Here is a 19,992-nt window from a genome sequence, read left to right as displayed (position 1 = left end):
GAAAACCAACAACAGTTTGCAGCTGCAGCTGAGGTCGCTCTACTTGTTCAGTGGAGGTGGTTTTTCATGGAATTGAGCTGGTTGATTCAGGCCTTGGACAGCTTCATCTGGATTGGCATGACATTCATGCTAGGTTTGTTTGCACAGAAAATCGGCTTGCCTCCACTGGTTGGATTTTTGACTTCCGGATTTATCCTGAGCACCCAAAACATCGTTGATCGTCATTTGCTTGAATTCATGTCGGAACTGGGTATCACTTTGTTGTTGTTCACCATTGGCTTGAAAATCAATGTCAAGAATTTGATCCGGCCTCAGGTATGGGGGGTTACTTTGCTGCATGTTGTCATCACCGTTGCACTGTTAAGTGGGGTGGTGATGACATTGGCGGTGTTGAAGGTCTACATGTTTGCTGACCTGAGTTTACACAATGCTTTGCTGTTGGCTTTTGCGCTGAGTTTTTCCAGTACGGTTTTTGTGGTAAAAGTCATGGAAGAACGCGGTGAATATGATGCCTTGCATGGCCGGATCGCCATCGGCATCCTGATCATCCAGGACATCATCGCGGTGGCATTTCTGGCTTTTTCAGACGGCAAGATACCCACCATCTGGGCATTCAGTTTGTTGTTATTGATCCCGTTCCGGTTTTTGTTGCATCGTCTGTTGAACCAGGTCGGGCATGGTGAAATGTTGGTGTTGTTTGGCTTTTTACTGGCCCTGGGTGGCGCAGAAATATTTGAAATGGTTGGGGTCAAAGGAGATTTGGGGGCCTTGTTGTTGGGGGCCTTGCTGGCCAATCATGCCAAGTCGATTGAGCTGGTCAAAAACATGATGGGTTTCAAAGACTTGTTTTTGTTGGGTTTTTTCCTTTCCATAGGGCTGTATGGGCAACCCGACTGGAACATGTTGATGCTGGCTGCCGTATTAACGCCACTGGTGCTGGTCAAAGGTGTTTTGTTTTTCTTTTTATTCACGCGTTTCCAATTACGCTCCAGAACCGCGCTTTTTTCTACCATTAACCTCAGCAATTTCAGTGAATTCGGGCTGATTGTGATGGCTGTTGGAGTGGCTCAACAATGGATCAATGACAGCTGGTTAATTGTGATGGCCATGATGATTTCTTTCTCCTTTGTTTTGTCAGCCATCCTCAGCCGGTTTTCCAATGATTTGTATAACCAGCGGCGCAAGTGGTTTAAACGGTTTCAGAGTAAACAACGATTGCCTTTTGATCCGGTACTGAACATCGGTAAAGCTGAAGTCGCTGTGGTGGGCATGGGCATCATTGGTACCGGTGCTTATGATCAGCTTTCGCAATTGCATCATAAACTCGTGGTTGGCATCGATGTGAACATTTATAAGGTCCTTAAGCACAAAAAGGCCCATCGCCATGTGGTGCTGGGAGACCCCAGTGATGCAGATTTCTGGGATCGGGTCAAACGCATGCATAAACTGAAATTGGTGGTGCTGACCCTGCCCAATGTGGCCACCACCCTGGAAGTGGTGAAAATGTTCAAAGAAATGGGCTACAAAGCCCGCTTGGTGTCGATAGCCAAGTTCCCGGAGGATATCGTTGCGCTGGAAGAAGCGGGCGTGGACATGGCGGCCAATATTTTCAGTGAAGCCGGTGCGGGCTTTGCCAGTCACATCATAGAAAGTGAACCGGTTTTTTCCGACCTCAGGAATCAGCATAAACCGGTCAGCTGACCCGGCATTGATTGGTCATTGTTCATTCAGGACTTATCTCACTGGTGAGTGCCGGTTTTCTCAATTACAATAAAGGTTTTCTGATTTATGGAGTTGATGATGAAACAAGTTTACCTGATTCTGTTGCTGTTATCAGCCACTGCCACCCAAGCTGAACAAGGACTGAGTCGTGAAGAGCAGGCCAATCTTGAATTGCTGGCCTGGGAGCATGGTTTTTACCGGCATCTGCTTGAACAAAAAAATCCTGAATTACAGGCTTATGGGCTCTTTTTGTTTCACCCAAATACTTTTGATCCACCCGCAGCTGAACGGGTCGAATTACTCACGCCAGTGATGAACTCACTGGTCAAACGTCAGGACCTCAATTTGCACACCATGTGGCTGATCAATGATTTGTGTCGCAGTGATCAGGTGTACCCGGATTGTGACATCAACCTGCTCAACGATCACATGTTTAAACAACATGGTGATCAACTGTTACCCTATATAAGGCCTTTGAATCAGGCCATGCGGGCAGGTATTGAAGGGGAAGTATTTGATTGGGTTAACCGCATGGCTGAAGCGAGCAGTTTTCAACTAAAGATGGATAATTCACCGCTTTTTATTGAGACCCTGGATCAATATGCCACTGATCACCCTTTGCCAACCGGATACCTTTACGAACACCTTGGAGTTGGTCAATTAACAGATCTGGATGATTACTCTGCTGAACAGTTGAAGTACCTGCATGACAACGCCAGTGGTCATCTGTTGTTGGTGATGAAGATTAACTTCTCAATGATCATGCCGGTTCCGGCTTTCAGGGGTCTGCTTGATGCCTGTGATACATACCAAGAACTGAGTCAGGCTTGCGTGACCATTGGCCGTATATTGGCTGGAAATGATGACCAATACCTGAGCACTGCTATTGGCCACAAAATTCAGTCAACAGCCTGGAAACTGGCTGGTCAGAATGACCCCGCCATGCTTGCGGAGCAAACTTACCATGCCTATCAAAAGGAAATCACTTGCCTGAACAACCAATTTACTTTTCAGGTGATTGGCAAAATGGATCTGGACTTTATGCGGGACAATATGAAGATCAAACGCGAGCAGGGCGAGCGGACTGCTTTGATCCACGCTGCCAGGTATTTTCACCAACAAAAAATCCAACAAGGTATTCCTGCTGATGAATTGCAAAGCCCTGAGGATTGTTTATACCAACCGATTGAGCAGCAGTCAGCGCAGCACCCTTGACCAAAACCCAGTGTTTGCCTGGTCAGTTAATTCTGTCGGTGCGTATTGTCAGCCATTGAATTCATTGGGCTGGTTTCGCAGCCACAACATTTGCCAGATCAGCATAATCAGAAACACCGCGGTGATGACCAGAAAAGTTTTGTGCAGCAACGGATCTTTCAATGAACTGACCAGCGGATGATCAGGCGGAAAACGGGTCATGATTTCTGTGGTGGTTGGTAACAAATGAAACAGAATGGTCGCCGAATAACACAGGTTGGTGAAAAATTTGTTCCAGGATTTAAACAACACAGTTTTTTCAATGATCACACCAGCCAGCACAGCCAACACAGTAAGGATTCCCAAGCCATGAGCCACATTGAAACCACCATGATTAAAAATGGTCAGCGAAGAGGCCGCAGTGATGACAGTGGCCAGTAAATAGATTTGTCCCAAACGAGGGCGGTAACTCAGTCGTTTGTGTTGCCACAACACGCAGACTCCGGCAACCAGTGCCATGATTCCGACGATGGTGTGCAACCAGCCTATGGGGGTTAAGTTCATGCGTTTATTCCTCCTGTTGGGTTGATAAAACTTCAAAAGTCAGCCCTGCATGCTGATGTAATCGGTCAATCAGGACATCGCCCATCAATGTAGCGGGGGTCCAGAACCCGCCTGCTGTATGTGCCGGTACATCATTGGCCAGGCACACTGCTGCCTGACTCATGATTTGAGCGGTTGACCCGTAACCCGGATCTTTGTCGCCATATACTTTGGTGGTAATTTGTTGACCTGCTGCGGTTGTACCGATGAAGCGAAAGTCATAAAACCCAGCCTCCTGGGCTTCTGGCGTTGGTCCTTCGCCTGGTTTAGGCAGTAAAAACTTGGCCATAAAGGAGCGGATTGGCGACAGGCTTGCGCCCGTAAAAAATGCCGCCAGACTCCAGTAAATACCCCTGGCTTTGTTTTTTCCAGACCAGCCTTTGCCAGTCATAACACCTTCATGATAGGTGAAGTCAGAACCGTAGCTTTGCTTGCTCAGGGCATTGGACCGGTGAACGATTCGGGTGTTGATGGAAGCCATGAAGAAGGGACCTACCCATGAGTCACAGGATGCATCATATTGGATTTTATCGCGTTGTTGACGCACAGAAAAACCGTGATCTTCAGGGCACAGTGCATAAGGGTTGGCCATGATCTTTTTGACCGATGGATCGGCCTTGATTTGTTTGGCCATGTTCAATGCAGTGGCAACGGTGCCACCTGATGCACTGCCTTTCATTCGGCGTATGCGCAATTTAACATCACAACAGTGAGTCCCAAATATTCGGCGGGCCTCGCGCTGCAGGTGGTGGACACCCAGATCAGAGGGGATGGAATCAAAACCCGTGCAATGCACTATACGTGCACCGGTTTGTTTGGCCTGTTCTTCGTATCGGTCGAGCATCTTACGAATCCAATGCGCCTCTCCGGTCAGGTCACAGTAATCAGTGCCGGTTTCCACACAAGCACGCAATACCGGTTCACCATATAAATCATAGGGACCCACCGTGGTCATCAATACCCGGGTACGTCGACACATGGCCCCAAGGGCCTGTTCATCGGTGGCATCAACCACCAGGACTGCCAGATCCTGAGCGGCTGGACCCAACTGGGTTTTGAGTTGATCGAGTTTGTCAGCAGATCGGGCGGCCATGGCCCAGCTGATGTCCCCGGATTTGAAATGGCTGACCAGATATTGGCAAATGATTTTGCCGACAAAACTGGTGGCACCAAAGACAATCACATCGTACCTTTGTTGTGTCATGATGATTATTACCGTTGATTGACTTATCAGAATAGCATATGTGGTTGATAATCAGACATAAAAAAAGACAGGCGATTGAAGCCTGTCTTGTCAGTCATAGCCTGAGTGGGTTCAGATTTCGTCTGAACCGCTTTCGAAGTCTTCAAACAAATAAGTGCTGAGGTATCGTTCCCCGGTGTCTGGCAACATGGCCAGAATGACCGATCCTTGTGGGGCCTTTTGGGCAGTCTCCAGTGCTGCTGCAAAGGTGGCTCCGGCTGAAATCCCACACAGGATACCTTCTTTTGATGCCAATGCCAGCGAGGCAGCTTTGGATTGATGTTCGTCAACTGGAATCAGGTCATCAAAGATATCCTGGTTCATCACATCGGCCACAAAGTCAGGGGTCCAACCTTGTAATTTATGAGGGCTCCATTCCTTGCCAGCCAACAGCTGGGCTTCGACAGGTTCAGTAGCAACCACCTGGATGTCAGGCCTGGCCAGTTTCAGCATCTCACCAACCCCGGTGATGGTGCCACCGGTTCCGTAACCACTGACAAAATAGTCCAGTTTTTTGCCGGCGAAATCCTTGAGGATTTCTGGTCCGGTGGTGGAACGGTGGTAGGCCGGGTTGGCTTCATTTTCAAACTGCCGGGCCAGGAACCAGCCACGTTCTTCCGCCAGTTCTTTGGCCTTGGCCACCATGCCAGATCCGCGTGCTTCGGCGGGTGTCAGTACCACTTTCGCTCCCAATGCGCGCATCAATTTACGCCGTTCTATGGAAAATGTTTCACTCATTACGGCTACGAATGGATGGCCCTTTGCCGCGCATACCATGGCCAGAGCAATACCGGTGTTACCAGAAGTGGCTTCCACCACAGTTTGTCCTGGTTTCAGTAAGCCTTTGGCTTCAGCGTCGGCGATGATGGCGTGGGCCAGGCGGTCTTTGACTGAAGCCAAAGGGTTAAAGTATTCAGCTTTGACATACATGTCGACATGATCAGGTGCCAGTCGGTTGATTTTAATGATTGGCGTGTTGCCGATGGTTTCCAGAATGTTGTTATAAATCATAAAGTTTCTCGTTATGCTGATTTTAAGTAAGCTTCTTCAGGCTGGTATGCCACGTGCGGGCTGAACCAATCCAGTTGTTCTGCGTAGCCCGCCACTTCACCGATGATGATCAGGGCAGGGGAATTGATTTTGTGTTCATCTATCATAGCAGCTAATTGGTGCAATTGTCCGGTGACGGTGCGTTGATTATGGCGGGTGCCATTTTCTATGATTGCAACAGGAACTGATGGGTTTTTTCCATGCAGGATCAATTGTGTTACCAGGTGCTCGGCTTTAATCAGTCCCATGTATACCGCCAGTGTCTGCTGATTTTTTGCATAGAATTGCCAATCAATCCGATCTTTCGAATCACTGCAGTGTGCGGTGATAAATGCCAATCCCTGGGCATGGTCACGATGGGTCAGCGGAATACCCGCATAGGCCGCACAACCAACTGCTGCAGTGATACCGGGAACAATTTCAAATGGTATCTGGTGCTTGTTCAGTTGCTGGATTTCTTCACCGCCACGGCCAAAAACAAATGGATCACCCCCTTTGAGTCTGCAGACATGTAATCCCTGACGCGCGTGCTCGACCAGCAGTTGATTGATGACTTGTTGTTTGGTCAAGTGTTTACCAGCCTGTTTACCCACATCAATCAATTCAGCATCTTTTCGTATCATGGCCATGATGTCTGAGGAAATCAGATGGTCATGCAGCACCACATCAGCTGATTGCAGGACTTTGATGGCTTTGATGGTCAGTAGATCAGGGTCCCCGGGACCGGCTCCCACCAGGCTGACTCGTCCTGCAGTTTGGTTGACTTCGGAGATCAATTCATCAATGTGTTCCTTTCCGGGATTCATGTGGGGGTCTTTGAATAAACTCAGGCTGGCATGAGACCAATCAAAAAACCGTTGCCAAAACCGCCTGCGGTTATTGAAATCGGGGATGTTCTCTTTAATGCTTTGCCTCATCTGTCTGGCTTTTCTTGCCAAACTTCCGAGGTTTGCTGGCAGCAGGTAACTGATTTTTTGTTTAATCATCCTGGCCAGAACCGGTGAAGCACCTTCGGTACTGATGGCCACCACCACGGGTGAGCGATCGACAATGGCAGGTGTGATGTAATCACACAAAGGCTGATCATCTACGGTATTGATCAGCAAGTCATGGGTTTTGGCGAAGTGATAAACCTGACGGTTAATCAGTGGATCATCGGTGGCTGAAACCACCAGTCGTGGTCTGGGTAATTGTTCCAATACCGACAAATCCTTTAAATCATGTTTGGTCAGCCAAATACTGTGATCAATGGTCAAAGTCCTGATATCAGGGTGAAACCGCCTGGCAACACAATAGACTTCAGCACCGGCAGACAACAAAGGCTGAATTTTCCTGAGTGCTACGGTGCCACCACCTAAGACCCAAACGGGTTGCTGGTGCAATTTGATGTTGATTGGCAAGTGTTTCATGATGGGTCATATTGAGGTAAATGTTCTGCACACTATAGCCAGCTGACCTGATTTCCCAAAATAGTAAATCGGCATGGGCATATAACAAAAAGTTATCAGACGTTTAGACGTCCATATTGCGAATTATTGATGTGGCTGATATGATGCGCTCAAAAGGGCCATTGATTGTGGGACTTAAACTGATTGTACACAGACATGTCATTTATGCGTCAATGTGCGGTCAACTGTATGAATTAACCGGTATTTCAAAATGAAATTACAACAACTGAGGTTTTTCGTGGCGGTCAGCCACAATGGACTCAATGTCACTGCAGCTGCCAAGCAGTTGTTCACTTCACAACCTGGTGTCAGTCGTCAGGTGCGCTTGCTGGAAGATGAGCTGGGATTCAGTTTGTTTGTCAGACAAGGCAAGGCCCTGGTTGCTTTGACCCAGGCTGGTAAGGAAGTACTGAAGAGGGCTGAACGCATTCTCAAGGAAGTGGAGAACATCAAAGCCTTCAGTCATGAGCTGACCAATGACCGGCATGGTCAGCTGAACATTGCCACCACTCACACCCAGGCCCGGTATGTGTTGCCATCGGTGTTGAAACAGTTGCATGAAGTCTACCCGGGAATCAAAGTGAATTTATTACAGGGTACGTCACAGCAAAATCTCAAATCCCTCAGAGAAGGGGAAGTGGATTTTGTCATCAGTTCCGGCAGTACGGAAGAAGCCACCGACTTGGTCAAGTTGGACCTTTATAAATGGCAACGTAAAATCGTGGTGCCCAAAGGTCATGCACTGGCTCAAAAAGAATCCATCACATTGGCTGAACTGGCCAAGCATCCATTGATTGTCTATGTGGGTAATGATCAACAGAATTCATCACTGGTACAGGCTTTTAACCAAGCTGGCCTTGACTATCAAATCGTCTTCACAGCACGTGACTCAGATGTGATTAAAACTTACGTTCGTTCAGGACTTGGGGTGGGCATCATTGCCAGTATGGCGGTTGACAAAAAACTGGATGCAGATCTGCATACCCTGGGCACTGTCGGATTGTTGCCATTGAGTGCCACGTGGCTGGCATTCAGCCCAAGTTTATTCCTGCGTGGATTTATGCATGAGTTTATTCAGTTATTTGCACCTCATGTAAAAAGGGAACAGGTTCAGTCAGCCATTGATAATAAATTGTTGTTGGTGGATCCACAAAAGCAGGTTGAACCGATTGATTCTGCCTGGCAATGAATTCAAAAAAAATGCTTAACATATCAACTAAATCACTGAATAAAAACAGAAAATAAACGAAGTTAATTGATATTTCAAACGTTCGTTTAATTTATTGTTGACAAGTCATTTCCGCTCTGTTAAAAAAATGTAAAAGCCGTTAGAGCTGATGAATTAATAGAGAGGAGTATTATGAACAAGTCGCAAGTATCTGCGCCATGGATCATCGTTGTGATGATGCTTATGGTATTAAGTTCACCAGTTAATGCCTTCTGGTGGAACAGTAATTACACCAAAACCAAACATCCCATTGTACTGGTTCATGGGTTGTTTGGCTTTGATCAGGCCTTTGGAATATTCAATTATTTCTATCGTATTCCGGGTGAATTGGCAGATGATGGGGCAACGGTTTACGTGGCTGATGTATCGGCAGCACATTCCAGTGAAATGCGTGGTGAACAATTGTTGTCTCAGCTTGAAGTCATTCAGGCCATTTATGGTCATCAAAAGTTTAATCTCATCGGTCATTCTCATGGCTCTCCTACTGTCCGCTATGTGGCGTCAGTGCGTCCGGATTTAGTGGCTTCTGTGACTGCTGTTGGCGGCCCCAATACTGGCAGCCCGGTCGCTGATGCAGTACAGACAGTGGCACCTCCTGGATCATTTGTTGAAGCTGTGCTTGCCGGAATGGCCAATGCCCTGGCCACCTTGATTGAAGTGGCTTCAGGTGGTGCAGGTGACCCCCAGGATGCACTGGCCTCGCTCAATGCCCTGACCACTGCAGGTGCCGAAGCATTCAATCAAAATTATCCCGAGGGCATGCCATTGAGCACATGTGGTGAAGGCGCTTACGAAGCCAATGGGGTTAAATATTATTCTTTCAGCGGAACCCGTCCAGTCAGTAACGTCATTGACATCAGTGATGCTTTACTCGGCTTGACGAGTTTGTTGTTCTTTGGCGAAGCCAATGACGGTTTGGTGGGACGTTGTTCTTCACATCTGGGCCGTGTCTTGCGTGACGATTACCCATGGAATCATGGAGATGAAGTGAATCAGGTCTTAGGACTGAGGGGTCTGTTCACTCCCAATCCTGTAAGCGTTTACCGGGCACATGCCAACAGATTAAAAAACGAGGGTTTATAAATGAAAGGTAAAACAACTTTAAGTACAATCATCCTGGCAACGACAGCAGCAGCAGCTTATTGGGCCTATGCTCAAGCCGATCAGCTGAAAGCACCTGTTACAATGGATGTGCAATCATCAATTCCGCAAAGACAATCCATCACAGTGGCTATGCTTTGGGAACATGAACAACGACGGCAATTGCCCAATCAACAGCTGATATATGCCAGCCAGGTCAGTTCGTTGTCCGGTACACATCCTGATGGAGGGGTGAATCTGGATGATCAAGGTCAAGTTATTGCAGACAAAGATTTACATCGTTTATTTGATCATTACCTCAGTGCAAGAGGTGAAATGTCACTACAACAAATCAAACACCGGTTACTCAGCATCAGCAGTGATTTCCTCTCACTGGATCAATTGGAACAGGTAAGGGATTTGTTTGATGAGTATGTTAATTACCTGGCCGAAACAGAAAATTTTGCATTGTCCTTGTCATCAGACTTGTCACTCAAAGATCAACTCATGGCCATTCAGGATCATCGGGAGCAATTGCTGGGAAAGTCCCTGAGTGAAGCATTCTATGGTGAAGCACATGCTTATGCATCCTGGCTCCTTGCCCGGGAGGCTGGAGACATTGGAGAATTGACCAGTCAACAACACCAGTGGTTACTGCAGGAAGAAGCGGCAACAGCCTATCAGGATGCCTGGCTACAAAACCAGCAATATGCTGATACAGGAGTCAGTGATCAACAAAAAATGATCTTGCGAACCATTGATTATGGTGAAGATGTTGCACAAAGACTCGGGGCGCTGGATCAACGTCAGAGCGCCTGGCAGTTAAAAGTCTCTGCTTACATTGAACAACGCCAACAATTACAGGGAGATCCGGAGGCCATGGCCCAATTGGAAAGTCAGTATGATGCACGTTCATTGAAACGATTGCGGTCCTGGTATGATCACCACCTGAATAACGGTTGAGAGCAGGGGATCGGTTCGAGACGCTGGCTTAATTGATGAGCGACGGCGATTCAGCACGTTGCGTGTTTGATCGTTTGATATGATCGACGAGGCCATATTGGATTTTGACAGGAATAAAATTTACTGGCAACTGTAAGGATTCATGACTTAGTGCAGGACTGGATCGGAGGGCGGAGTCCCAGGAACACTCTTTATCATCGGTTACTGCCTGGTTTCATCTGACTTTCACTGACGGTGTTTAAAATAATTGTCTTTTAAACACCGTTTTTCTCATGTCAATCCCTCATAAGCAATACAGCATCCAACAGCAGGGTTTGCAAACTGTTCCGAGGTCTGTGAGGGCCATCAGAAATGCTTTTGTGGCCGATGCTCTGGCCATGCCAGCTCATTGGTATTACCGACGCACAGACATCAGGAAGGATTTTCCTGACGGTTTCAAGCAATTTCATCCGGCTCCTGCCAGACATCCCGGTGCCATCATGTCATTACATTCCAAGCGCCACGGCGGTCGCCAAGGCTCACAAGCAAACAATGTCCCTGAAGTGGTGGGTAATGTGATTCTCAAAGGCAAAGCCCACTTGTGGGATCAATCCGGCATCCATTATCATCATGACATGCAGGCTGGCGAAAACACCCTGAATGCACACACGGTATTGTGGATGTTTGATGCCATCAGAGCAGCTGGGCAACAATATGATGAATCCATTTTTTTAAACCACTATATCCAACAAATGACTGCCGATCCGGCCAATCATCCAGACACTTATGCAGAATCCTATCACCGTGGTTTTTTCGCCCATTTAGCCGCTGGCCGCGCCGCACATCAATGTGCCGCCGTTACCCATGACACACCATCAATCGGAGGGCTGGTCAGGATTGGTCCGTTGGCTTTGTGGGCGATGGAAACGGGACATTCTTTGGTTGAGATCAAATCAATGGCTGCGCTGCACCTGAAACTCACTCATCCGGACAATCAGTTGATCCGTGTGTGTTTTCAATACCTGGATTTATTACATGACCTGTGGCAATCAGATGATCTGGAATCACGTCAAACTCTTCTTAGGAAGGTGCTCATGCAGGTAGCTGGCAAGCATTTTAAACGCCGTCCTGCAGCCAGCTGGGCGGACGATCAAGTCATCGGCGGCTTGTATTCTTCGGCTTGTTACATCAGTGACAGTTGGCCGGGAATTCTCTATCTGGCCAATAAATACCCGGAAGATACCCTGACTGCATTACAGGTCAATACCGAACTGGGTGGCGACAATGTACACCGTGGCTTTGTATTGGCCACCATACTGGCCATGGTCAATGGTCAGGAACTGGATGATTTATACCAACAACTGACCTGTCGGTCGAGTTTGGACCAGATCCTGGAAGACCTGAAGCTGTTATCATGATCAAAAGCCTTAAAGTGCTTGGGCTGATGATTGGCTTGCTGGTGGTGTTGGGTTTGATCAGTGGATGCTGGCGATCTGCCCAATACCTCAAACCACCAGGAGATGCTGCACATCATGGAGAAAAGCAATTCATTTCACGGGCACAAAACAGTTCCCCTTTGCTGTCATACTTGCGTATGCGCTGGCGAGAAGGTACTTTTGTCCAACCAGAAAATGAAATGGTCATGAAGCAACAGCAATCAATTGATATGGCATTGCTTCAAGCGCCTGCTGCGTTGCCACGTTTTACCTGGCTGGGTCATGCCACAGTATTGATACAGTTCCAGGATGTGACAATTCTGACTGATCCACATTTAAGTGCATTGGCATCGCCTGTTGGCCTCGGTGGACCTGAGCGCCTGATACCCCCGGCACTATCGGTTGATCAGCTGCCATCTGTGGATGTGGTGGTGATTTCCCATAACCACTATGATCACCTGGACCATGAAACGGTGATCAAACTCGGCAATCAGGTAACCTGGCTGGTGCCATGGGGGTTAAAACAGTGGTTTTTGAAGCGTGACATCGATGAGCAACGGGTGATAGAGATGGATTGGTGGCAAACCCATCAGTACAATGAATTCACAACTGTTACCGCAACCCCAACCCGACACTGGTCTAAACGAACGCCGTTTGATACCAACAAAACGTTATGGAACAGCTGGCACGTCAACATCGATGGATTCAAAGTCTGGTTTGCTGGAGATACCGGTTATGAAGCCGATTATTTTCGACGCATTGGTGAACAATTGGGGCCACACGATCTGTCACTGATTCCCATCGGAGCATATGGCCCTGAATATTTTATGTTACCTCAGCATGTCAACCCGAGTCAGGCTGTGCAGATTCATCAGGATGTGCGTTCCAACTTGTCTTTGGGTATACACTGGGGGACGTTCCTGTTGACCCATGAACCTTACCTTGAACCCAAAGAATGGTTGGAACGTGAGGTTATGTCAACGCCGGAACTGAAACCTTTCATCACCATGAAAGTTGGTGAAACCCGGATTTTGTCTCCGCCATAAACTCATGGGGTGGTTATTCGCCTTTCAGTTTGCGATCATATGCAGTGTTTGATTTGCTCAGATCTTCATCTGTGGGTAACGGCTGTCCGGTATAGGCATGCAGGAATGCCTCGCAGAGCAATTCACTGTTGGTGGCGTGTTTGAGGTTTGAAACTTGCCGTCTGGTTCGTTCATCGGTCAGTATTTTTAATACATCAAACGGTATGGAGACAGTGATTTTCTTGACCTTCTCACTTTTTTTACCATGGGGTACATAAGGATTGATGTATTTGCCATTCCAAGCCATATAAACGTCTGTTTGTAGAAAATTTATATTTTAGCATGGAAACCTCTGAAATCAATTTGCGGCCTTTTTATAAGACACATAAAACCCCTGCAAGTCACTGTTTTCTGTATAGGGATTGACCTGAATCAGTTCATAACCATATGCGGCGAACTCCTGATGTAACTCCGTGAGGTTTTTTGCAGCGCGGTGTTTACGGGCAATTAAATTGACATCAAGGTATACAGTGACTGCTTTTAAGCCTTTTTGGGCGGCTTCCTGGGCTTCGTTTTTGGCAAGAACAGGGGCTGAAGTCAGGCATAACAAGGTAAACAACGAGGATAACAACAGTTTCATGGGTACTCCGGTTTTGATAAATCGAATTATCCATTGTAATTAGTTCAGGCGGTTGAATACAATAATGCGGTTTTATTAATTTGCGGACACAACATGACCACCGTTTTGACAGGGATTACCACCACCGGAACACCTCATTTGGGCAATTATGTGGGGGCCATCAAGCCCGCCATTCTGCGCAGCCAGGATGAGGCCATGAACAGTTATTTCTTTCTGGCAGATTTTCACGCCATGATCAAGTGCTGGGAACCTGAGCGCATAGCTCAGTCTACCAAAGAAATTGCCGCCACCTGGCTGGCCCTGGGACTGGACACAGACAAAGCCATTTTTTATCGTCAGTCTGACATTCCGGAAATACCTGAACTGACCTGGCTGCTGACCTGCATGACTTCCAAGGGCCTGATGAACCGTGCACATGCGTATAAAGCGGCAGTGGCAGAAAACACCGACCAGGGCGAAGATGATCCTGATAAAGGCATCACCATGGGCCTGTTCAGCTATCCGGTTCTGATGGCCGCAGACATCCTGATGTTCAATGCCAATGAAGTGCCGGTGGGTAAGGATCAGACCCAGCATTTGGAAATGGCCCGTGACATCGGGGCGCGATTCAATCATCATTTTGGTGAGCATTTCACCATGCCCAAAACCATTGTCGATGACAATGTAGCTATTTTACCGGGTCTGGATGGTCGTAAAATGAGCAAATCCTATAACAACACCATCCCTTTGTGGCTGACAGAAAAGCAGTTGCGTAAGCACATCATGAAAATCAAAACCAACTCGCTTGAGCCAGGCGAGCCCAAAGATCCGAACGATTCTTTTGTGTTTGACATCTACAAAGCCTTTGCAACTGAACAGCAAGTGAATGAAATGAAGACCGAATTTGCCAACGGCATCGCATGGGGTACTGCCAAGCAGCAACTTTTTGAGATGGTGAACACAGAATTAAAAGCTGCCCGTGAAAAATACCATGACCTGATGGAGAACCCCGATATAATTGAACAGGAACTGCAAAAGGGTGCGGTCAAAGCCCGTGCATTCGCCTCGCCTTTTTTGGCCAGGTTGAAGGAAGCTGTGGGTATCAGACCGATTAAATAAACAGGGCGTCTGTATCAGACGTCGATTACAAACAGAGGATAACAATGGTTGATTTTAAATTTGGGCAGGTCATGTCCACCTTATGGAAAACCAAAGAGTTTGTGTTGTTCAGATTTCTGATTTATATGGGCATTACCCTGGCTTACATTCTGGGTACCGGTACCGGTGGTGGTGTGGGCTATTTATTTGGCAAGGTAGGAGATAATTCGGAAGCCGGTGTTTTTTACGGCATGGTCGGTGGTTTTACACTGGTCAGCGGGGTGCTGTATTACGTGCGTGAATACCTGTTGTATTTGGTTAAGGCCGGACACATCGCGGTGGTGGTTAAACACCTGGATGGTGAGCCGATGCCGGAAGGTAAAGGTCAGATCAAATACGCTCAGGAAGTGGTAAAAAACCGTTTCAAAGAGTCTTCAGTGTTGTTTGGTGTGGATCAGTTGATCAAAGGGGTTTTGAAGACCTTCAACCGCATCTTCTCCGGGGTGATGTCATTCCTGCCGGTGATTCCACAGCCATTGGTGCAATTCATTAATGGAGTGGTAAACATGTCCTTGACCTACGTTGATGAAGTGATTCTGGCTTATTACATTCGCAATAATTCTGAAAACCCATGGGAAGATTCACGCAAAGCATTGGTGTTGTATGCTCAGAATTACAAAACATTTCTGAAAAACGCTTTGTTTTTGACCATCATCACCTGGGTGTTGTCACTGATTGTGTTGATCATCGTATTTGCTCCGTTGGCCGCCCTGATGAGTTTTGGTGGATATTCTGGCGGCTTCTGGCCTTTCGTATTGGCTGTGGTTACGGCCTGGGGCGTCAAAGCGGCTTTAATTGATCCCTTTGCCATGACTGCATTGATGCAGGTGTTTTTCAAAGTCACCGAGGGACAAGAGCCAAATCCTGAATGGGAAGCCAAACTGGAAAGGGGCTCCAAAAAATTTGTAGAAATGAAAAACAAAGCATTGGGTTGGGCCAAATCCAAAGTCGGTGGCAAAGACGATAAACAATTGCCTGAATGAAAATGAGAGCCGCAACTGAAACACGGATCTGCTGACTGTGCAGCCATTAACCCTGGCCATCATTGACATCATCAGCCGGATACCCGCCGGCAAAGTGGTGACTTATGGTCAGGTGGCTGCCATGGCCGGTAATCACCGGGCTGCCAGGCAAGTCTCACGGGTGTTACACAGTTGCACAGAAAAACATCAATTGCCCTGGCATCGGGTGATCGGTTCACAAGGTAAAATCACCATTCCAATTGACCGTCCTGGTCATTCGGTTCAGAAGAAAAAACTGCAATTGGAAGGCATAGAATTTGGCTTGGGTGATACAATAGATCTTTCTATTTACCAGTGGTCAGGTTCAGGCTGAATGATAACCCCAAAGGAATACCGTAAAAGACGCCAGCAATTAATGAAAATCACCGGCGAGGGTGCCGTCACCATCCTCACCAGCAGACCAGAATATTTGCGTAATGGTGACGTATTTCATGGCTATCGTCAGGACAGTGATTTCTATTATTTGTCTGGTTTCAATGAACCGGATGCAGTGATGGTTCTGCTCCCAGGATTAAAAGATGCTGAGCAGATTTTATTTTGCCGGGAAGCAGATCCGAAGAAAATCATTTGGGACGGTCCCATGGCTGGCACACAGGGTGCTGTGGACGATTTTGGTTTTGATGCAGCCTATGACATCCGGGAAATTGACCGCCGTTTGCCGCTGTTGTTACAGGGATGTGAAAAACTGTGTTTCAAAATTGGTGACAATGATGATTTTGATCACAAAATCACACAGTGGGTCAAAGCCATCGAAACACGCAAAGGTCAGAAGTCCAAAGCGCCTGAAGAGTTCAGTTCCATTACCCATGTTTTGCATGACATGCGTCTGTACAAAAGCCGTGCTGAGATCAAATGTTTACAGCAATCTGCCAATTTGGCAGCTGAAGCGCATATCAGGATGATGCAACGTTGCGAACCAGGCCTTTATGAGTTTCATTTACAGGCAGAATACCAACATCACCTGATGAGTCACCAGTCACACAGTGCCTATCCCCCCATCATTGGTGGTGGAGAAAATGGCAACATCCTGCACTACATCAACAACAATCACCAATTACTTGAGCATGATCTGGTGCTGATAGATGCGGGTGCTGAGTACGACTTTTATGCGTCAGACATCACCCGTACATTCCCGGTAAACGGTCAGTTTTCAGCCCGTCAAAAAGATTTGTATGAGGTGGTTTTACAGGCACAGCTTGACGCCATTGATTGTGTTCAGATTGGTCGTCACTGGAATGAATTTCATGATGCAGCAGTCAAAACCATCAGTCAGGGATTGTTGGATCTGAAGATACTCAAAGGTTCTCTGGAACAGGTGTTGGAAGAAAAGGCTTATGCCAATTATTACATGCACATGACTGGTCACTGGTTGGGTCTGGATGTGCATGATTGTGGTGATTACCGGGTTGATGACTTGTGGGTCGAGTTGGAAGAGAACATGGTGCTGACAGTGGAGCCGGGGATTTATATCAGTGAGCATTCCAAAGCACCCAAAAAGTGGCGAGGTATGGGCATACGCATTGAAGATGACATCCATGTCAGTAAGAAAGGTCCTGTGGTTTTGAGTAAAAAAGCGCCCAAGGCCATCGCTGAAATTGAATCTGTAATGAGAGGCTAAAGATGAAAAAAACGTTGTTAATCCTGTTAATGGCCAGTCCCTGGGTATCAGCCGAGACCATTCGTTGTGGTCACTTGTTTGATGCCGCCAGTGGCGAAATGAAGGCCAATCAACTGATCACCACCGAGGGTGACCGCATCACTGCTGTCAGTGATGACAATGGTGGAGAAGCTGATCATGATTTCAGTAAGGCATACTGCTTGCCTGGGTTGATGGACATGCACACCCACATCACCCATCAAAACAGTGCCACCAGATACCTGGAAAAATTTCAGGACAATGAAGCTGATGTGGCCATTAATGGTGTGATGTATGCCCGCATCACCCTGGATGCTGGATTTACCACCATCCGTGATGTAGGCGATGCCTTCAATGCATCGGTGGCCCTGAGAAATGCCATCAACAAAGGAAAAGTAGTTGGTCCGCGTATTTTCACCTCCGCCAAGTCGCTGGCCACAACTGGCGGTCATGCTGACCCCAGCAATGGATATCGTGATGGCTTGTTTCCACACACCACCCCAAAGCATGGTGTTTTGAACGGTACGGGCGAGGCACGCAGAGCAGTGAGGCAACGTTACCAGGACGGTGCTGATCTGATTAAAATCACTGCCACAGGTGGTGTGCTCAGTCAGGCAGCCAGTGGCGACAATGCACAGTTCTCTGATGAAGAACTGGATGCCTTGATTGCCACTGCCAATGACTATGGTTTTAAAGTGGCCGCCCATGCCCATGGCAAAGGCGGTATGAAGCGGGCCATTGTGGCTGGTGTTTCAAGTATTGAGCATGGCACATACCTGGATGATGAAATCATTAAACTGATGAAGCAACATGGCACATACCTGGTTCCGACTTTGATTGCAGGAGACTGGGTGACAGAAAAATCCAGGATTAAAGGTTTTTTCCCGGCAGTGGTGGCTCGCAAAGCAGCGACCATTGGACCTTTGCTGGCAGGGTCATTTAACCGGGCATATGAAGCTGGCGTAAAGATCGCTTTTGGTACCGACAGTGGCGTCTCAGAGCATGGCCGCAATGGTGAAGAATTCGCCCTGATGGTGGCCAATGGCATGCGTCCTGCTGAAGCGTTGCAGGCAGCCACTTTACATGCGGCAGACTTGTTGGGACAAGCCAGTCAATTGGGACAACTCAAGCCTGGGTATTATGCTGATTTGGTGGTCGTTGAAGACAACCCAATTGAAAACATTACAGTGATGCAAAACATTGCAGTGGTGATCAAAGGTGGGCAGGTGGTCAAACAATGAAGCGAATTTGCCTGTGAACTTCAATGCATTGGTGTTGTGGGTGCTACTGATCTCCTGGATTCCGGTACAGGCGTGTCATACCCCCAGCCGGTCAGCCATCATTGGTAAAAACTATCCAGACATGGATTTTGCCAAATTGATGCATGCCGCTCATGATCAACCTTATACGGGCTACCAATTCAAAGGCAGTGGTTCCTGTTTGGGTGGAATGGCTGATGTCTTCCCCTGTGATCATGTTGATTTACTGGGACATTTGGATTTACCAACCATCGGTGGCGGGCAAGGTTCTGATTCCTGGGGCTGGAAAGATCCCAAAAGCAATCGGTACTTTGCCTTGGTAGGCAGGTCCAATGGCACATCATTTGTTGAAGTAACTGATCCGGCCAATCCGGTTTATATCGGTCAGTTACCCAGCCACGTTTCCAGCAGTTCCTGGCGTGACATCAAAACATATGGCCACCACGCTTTCATTGTGGCTGATGAAATAGGCAATCATGGTATGCAGGTGTTTGACCTGAATCGATTGTTAACAGCCGTTGATTTTCCGGTCACTTTTACCCATGATGCGCTGTATCAACAGGAAAACTTCAGAGAAGCCCATAACATCATCATCAATCAGGAAACCGGTTTTGCTTATTTGGTTGGTGGCAATACCTGTGCCGGCAGTTTGCACATGGTGAACATCAATAACCCAACCAATCCCACATATGCCGGTTGTTTTGACAGTGATGGCTACACCCATGATGCCCAATGTGTCAATTATATTGGTCCAGACCCTGATTATCATGGCAGGGAACTGTGTTTTTTGAGTAACGAAGACACGGTCACAGTGGTCGATGTAACGGTGAAAATCAACCCCACTCAAATTTCCAAAACCAGTTATACCGGACATCGGTATACTCACCAGGGCTGGTTAACTGCTGACCAAAGATTTTTCATCATTGATGATGAGTTAGATGAATTCAGGGATGGCAACAACACCCGAACATATGTGATGGATTTCAGAAACGTTGATGTCCCGGTAGACCGTGGTTATCATGAATCTGCAGGGGCCTCCATTGATCACAATCAATATGTGCTCAATGGGCGAACTTACCAGGCCAATTACTCACGGGGACTTCGCATCCTTGAGTTGGGCGATTTGCGTCATGCTGAAATGAAAGAAGTGGCTTTTTTTGACACCTATCCGCCCAATGACAACCCGGGCTTTCCAGGCGCCTGGAACGTATTCCCCTTTTTTGACAATGGCGTAGTGATTGTGTCAGACATCAATCGGGGGGTATTTATCCTGCGACCCAATTTGCCTGAACCAGACCTGATTTTTATTGGTGGTCTTGATTGATTC

Annotated in this window: 19 protein-coding genes; 13 read left to right on the top strand and 6 right to left on the bottom strand. The window is 47.4% G+C overall.

Annotated features, from left to right (window positions below; all coding sequences use genetic code 11):
* The first annotated feature begins 66 nt into the window (after nt 1-66).
* Both B0475_RS03230 and B0475_RS03225 read left to right on the top strand, forming a co-directional pair.
* Nucleotides 67-1,701 (top strand): cation:proton antiporter family protein, encoded by a 1,635-nt coding sequence (locus B0475_RS03230; protein ID WP_077409998.1) that lies wholly within the window; start codon nt 67-69, stop codon nt 1,699-1,701.
* Between the two features lie 96 nt (nt 1,702-1,797).
* Nucleotides 1,798-2,937 (top strand): hypothetical protein, encoded by a 1,140-nt coding sequence (locus tag B0475_RS03225; protein WP_157892666.1) that lies wholly within the window; start codon nt 1,798-1,800, stop codon nt 2,935-2,937.
* A 48-nt stretch (nt 2,938-2,985) separates the two neighbouring features.
* Here B0475_RS03225 and B0475_RS03220 read toward each other — a convergent pair whose 3' ends face one another.
* The 4 genes from B0475_RS03220 to cysG all read right to left on the bottom strand — a co-directional run bounded on the left by B0475_RS03220 (nt 2,986) and on the right by cysG (nt 7,221).
* Nucleotides 2,986-3,480, bottom strand: a complete 495-nt coding sequence (locus B0475_RS03220) for a DUF2306 domain-containing protein (protein WP_077409996.1) — start codon at nt 3,478-3,480, stop codon at nt 2,986-2,988.
* A gap of 4 nt (nt 3,481-3,484) precedes the next feature.
* Nucleotides 3,485-4,723 (bottom strand): saccharopine dehydrogenase family protein, encoded by a 1,239-nt coding sequence (locus B0475_RS03215; protein WP_077409995.1) that lies wholly within the window; start codon nt 4,721-4,723, stop codon nt 3,485-3,487.
* 111 nt (nt 4,724-4,834) lie between these two features.
* Entirely contained in the window at nt 4,835-5,773 is a 939-nt protein-coding gene (cysK, locus tag B0475_RS03210; protein ID WP_077409994.1) for a cysteine synthase A, read from the bottom strand.
* Between the two features lie 11 nt (nt 5,774-5,784).
* On the bottom strand, nt 5,785-7,221 hold the full coding sequence (gene cysG / locus B0475_RS03205) for a siroheme synthase CysG (RefSeq protein WP_077409993.1): 1,437 nt from the start codon (nt 7,219-7,221) through the stop codon (nt 5,785-5,787).
* A gap of 250 nt (nt 7,222-7,471) precedes the next feature.
* On the opposite strand from cysG, the gene B0475_RS03200 reads away from it, so the two are divergent.
* From B0475_RS03200 to B0475_RS03180, 5 genes are all read left to right on the top strand, one after another.
* Complete coding sequence (locus B0475_RS03200) at nt 7,472-8,449, top strand: LysR substrate-binding domain-containing protein (protein WP_077409992.1); 978 nt, start codon at nt 7,472-7,474, stop codon at nt 8,447-8,449.
* A 171-nt stretch (nt 8,450-8,620) separates the two neighbouring features.
* Nucleotides 8,621-9,571 carry a lipase family alpha/beta hydrolase gene (locus B0475_RS03195; RefSeq protein WP_077409991.1) on the top strand — a complete coding sequence of 317 codons (951 nt, stop codon included), beginning with the start codon at nt 8,621-8,623 and terminating at the stop codon, nt 9,569-9,571.
* Nucleotides 9,572-10,531 carry a lipase secretion chaperone gene (locus B0475_RS03190; protein ID WP_077409990.1) on the top strand — a complete coding sequence of 320 codons (960 nt, stop codon included), beginning with the start codon at nt 9,572-9,574 and terminating at the stop codon, nt 10,529-10,531.
* Nucleotides 10,532-10,803: 272 nt separating this feature from the next.
* Nucleotides 10,804-11,928: an ADP-ribosylglycohydrolase family protein gene (locus B0475_RS03185; RefSeq protein ID WP_077409989.1), complete on the top strand. Its 1,125-nt coding sequence runs from the start codon at nt 10,804-10,806 to the stop codon at nt 11,926-11,928.
* Complete coding sequence (locus B0475_RS03180; RefSeq protein WP_077409988.1) at nt 11,925-12,992, top strand: MBL fold metallo-hydrolase; 1,068 nt, start codon at nt 11,925-11,927, stop codon at nt 12,990-12,992. Before B0475_RS03185 ends, B0475_RS03180 begins: the two co-directional genes overlap by 4 nt.
* Before the next feature lie 13 nt (nt 12,993-13,005).
* Here B0475_RS03180 and metJ read toward each other — a convergent pair whose 3' ends face one another.
* Nucleotides 13,006-13,278, bottom strand: a complete 273-nt coding sequence (metJ, locus tag B0475_RS03175; protein ID WP_077409987.1) for a met regulon transcriptional regulator MetJ — start codon at nt 13,276-13,278, stop codon at nt 13,006-13,008.
* Nucleotides 13,279-13,329: 51 nt separating this feature from the next.
* The gene (locus B0475_RS03170; protein WP_077409986.1) at nt 13,330-13,611 is read right to left on the bottom strand and encodes a hypothetical protein; all 282 of its coding nucleotides are present in this window, start codon (nt 13,609-13,611) and stop codon (nt 13,330-13,332) included.
* Between the two features lie 93 nt (nt 13,612-13,704).
* On the opposite strand from B0475_RS03170, the gene trpS reads away from it, so the two are divergent.
* Genes trpS through B0475_RS03140 form a run of 6 tightly spaced genes read left to right on the top strand, consistent with a single transcriptional unit; the run spans nt 13,705 to nt 19,989 of the window.
* Nucleotides 13,705-14,709, top strand: a complete 1,005-nt coding sequence (gene trpS / locus B0475_RS03165) for a tryptophan--tRNA ligase (protein ID WP_077409985.1) — start codon at nt 13,705-13,707, stop codon at nt 14,707-14,709.
* A 44-nt stretch (nt 14,710-14,753) separates the two neighbouring features.
* Nucleotides 14,754-15,731, top strand: coding sequence for a hypothetical protein (locus tag B0475_RS03160; RefSeq protein ID WP_077409984.1), 978 nt, complete (start codon nt 14,754-14,756; stop codon nt 15,729-15,731).
* 37 nt (nt 15,732-15,768) lie between these two features.
* Complete coding sequence (locus B0475_RS03155; RefSeq protein WP_077409983.1) at nt 15,769-16,083, top strand: MGMT family protein; 315 nt, start codon at nt 15,769-15,771, stop codon at nt 16,081-16,083.
* Complete coding sequence (locus B0475_RS03150) at nt 16,084-17,388, top strand: aminopeptidase P N-terminal domain-containing protein (RefSeq protein WP_077409982.1); 1,305 nt, start codon at nt 16,084-16,086, stop codon at nt 17,386-17,388.
* A gap of 2 nt (nt 17,389-17,390) precedes the next feature.
* Complete coding sequence (locus B0475_RS03145) at nt 17,391-18,647, top strand: metal-dependent hydrolase family protein (protein ID WP_077409981.1); 1,257 nt, start codon at nt 17,391-17,393, stop codon at nt 18,645-18,647.
* Nucleotides 18,625-19,989, top strand: a complete 1,365-nt coding sequence (locus B0475_RS03140; protein ID WP_077409980.1) for a choice-of-anchor B family protein — start codon at nt 18,625-18,627, stop codon at nt 19,987-19,989. The genes B0475_RS03145 and B0475_RS03140 overlap by 23 nt, the downstream gene beginning before the upstream one ends.
* Nucleotides 19,990-19,992 lie beyond the last annotated feature (3 nt).

Origin of the sequence: Marinicella sediminis, from assembly GCF_002000055.1 — a bacterium.
Lineage (GTDB): Bacteria > Pseudomonadota > Gammaproteobacteria > Xanthomonadales > Marinicellaceae > Marinicella > Marinicella sediminis.
This window is presented reverse-complemented; position numbering and strand designations above follow the sequence as displayed.

Coding starts and splice junctions, on each gene's coding strand:
- B0475_RS03225 (WP_157892666.1), top strand. CDS start 1,798: ATGATGAAACAAGTTTACCTGATTCTGTTGCTGTTATCAGCCACTGCC.
- metJ (WP_077409987.1), bottom strand. CDS start 13,278: ATGGCTTGGAATGGCAAATACATCAATCCTTATGTACCCCATGGTAAA.
- B0475_RS03150 (WP_077409982.1), top strand. CDS start 16,084: ATGATAACCCCAAAGGAATACCGTAAAAGACGCCAGCAATTAATGAAA.
- B0475_RS03215 (WP_077409995.1), bottom strand. CDS start 4,723: ATGACACAACAAAGGTACGATGTGATTGTCTTTGGTGCCACCAGTTTT.
- B0475_RS03195 (WP_077409991.1), top strand. CDS start 8,621: ATGAACAAGTCGCAAGTATCTGCGCCATGGATCATCGTTGTGATGATG.
- B0475_RS03230 (WP_077409998.1), top strand. CDS start 67: ATGGAATTGAGCTGGTTGATTCAGGCCTTGGACAGCTTCATCTGGATT.
- B0475_RS03200 (WP_077409992.1), top strand. CDS start 7,472: ATGAAATTACAACAACTGAGGTTTTTCGTGGCGGTCAGCCACAATGGA.
- trpS (WP_077409985.1), top strand. CDS start 13,705: ATGACCACCGTTTTGACAGGGATTACCACCACCGGAACACCTCATTTG.
- B0475_RS03190 (WP_077409990.1), top strand. CDS start 9,572: ATGAAAGGTAAAACAACTTTAAGTACAATCATCCTGGCAACGACAGCA.
- B0475_RS03220 (WP_077409996.1), bottom strand. CDS start 3,480: ATGAACTTAACCCCCATAGGCTGGTTGCACACCATCGTCGGAATCATG.
- B0475_RS03185 (WP_077409989.1), top strand. CDS start 10,804: ATGTCAATCCCTCATAAGCAATACAGCATCCAACAGCAGGGTTTGCAA.
- B0475_RS03180 (WP_077409988.1), top strand. CDS start 11,925: ATGATCAAAAGCCTTAAAGTGCTTGGGCTGATGATTGGCTTGCTGGTG.
- cysG (WP_077409993.1), bottom strand. CDS start 7,221: ATGAAACACTTGCCAATCAACATCAAATTGCACCAGCAACCCGTTTGG.
- B0475_RS03160 (WP_077409984.1), top strand. CDS start 14,754: ATGGTTGATTTTAAATTTGGGCAGGTCATGTCCACCTTATGGAAAACC.
- B0475_RS03145 (WP_077409981.1), top strand. CDS start 17,391: ATGAAAAAAACGTTGTTAATCCTGTTAATGGCCAGTCCCTGGGTATCA.
- B0475_RS03170 (WP_077409986.1), bottom strand. CDS start 13,611: ATGAAACTGTTGTTATCCTCGTTGTTTACCTTGTTATGCCTGACTTCA.
- cysK (WP_077409994.1), bottom strand. CDS start 5,773: ATGATTTATAACAACATTCTGGAAACCATCGGCAACACGCCAATCATT.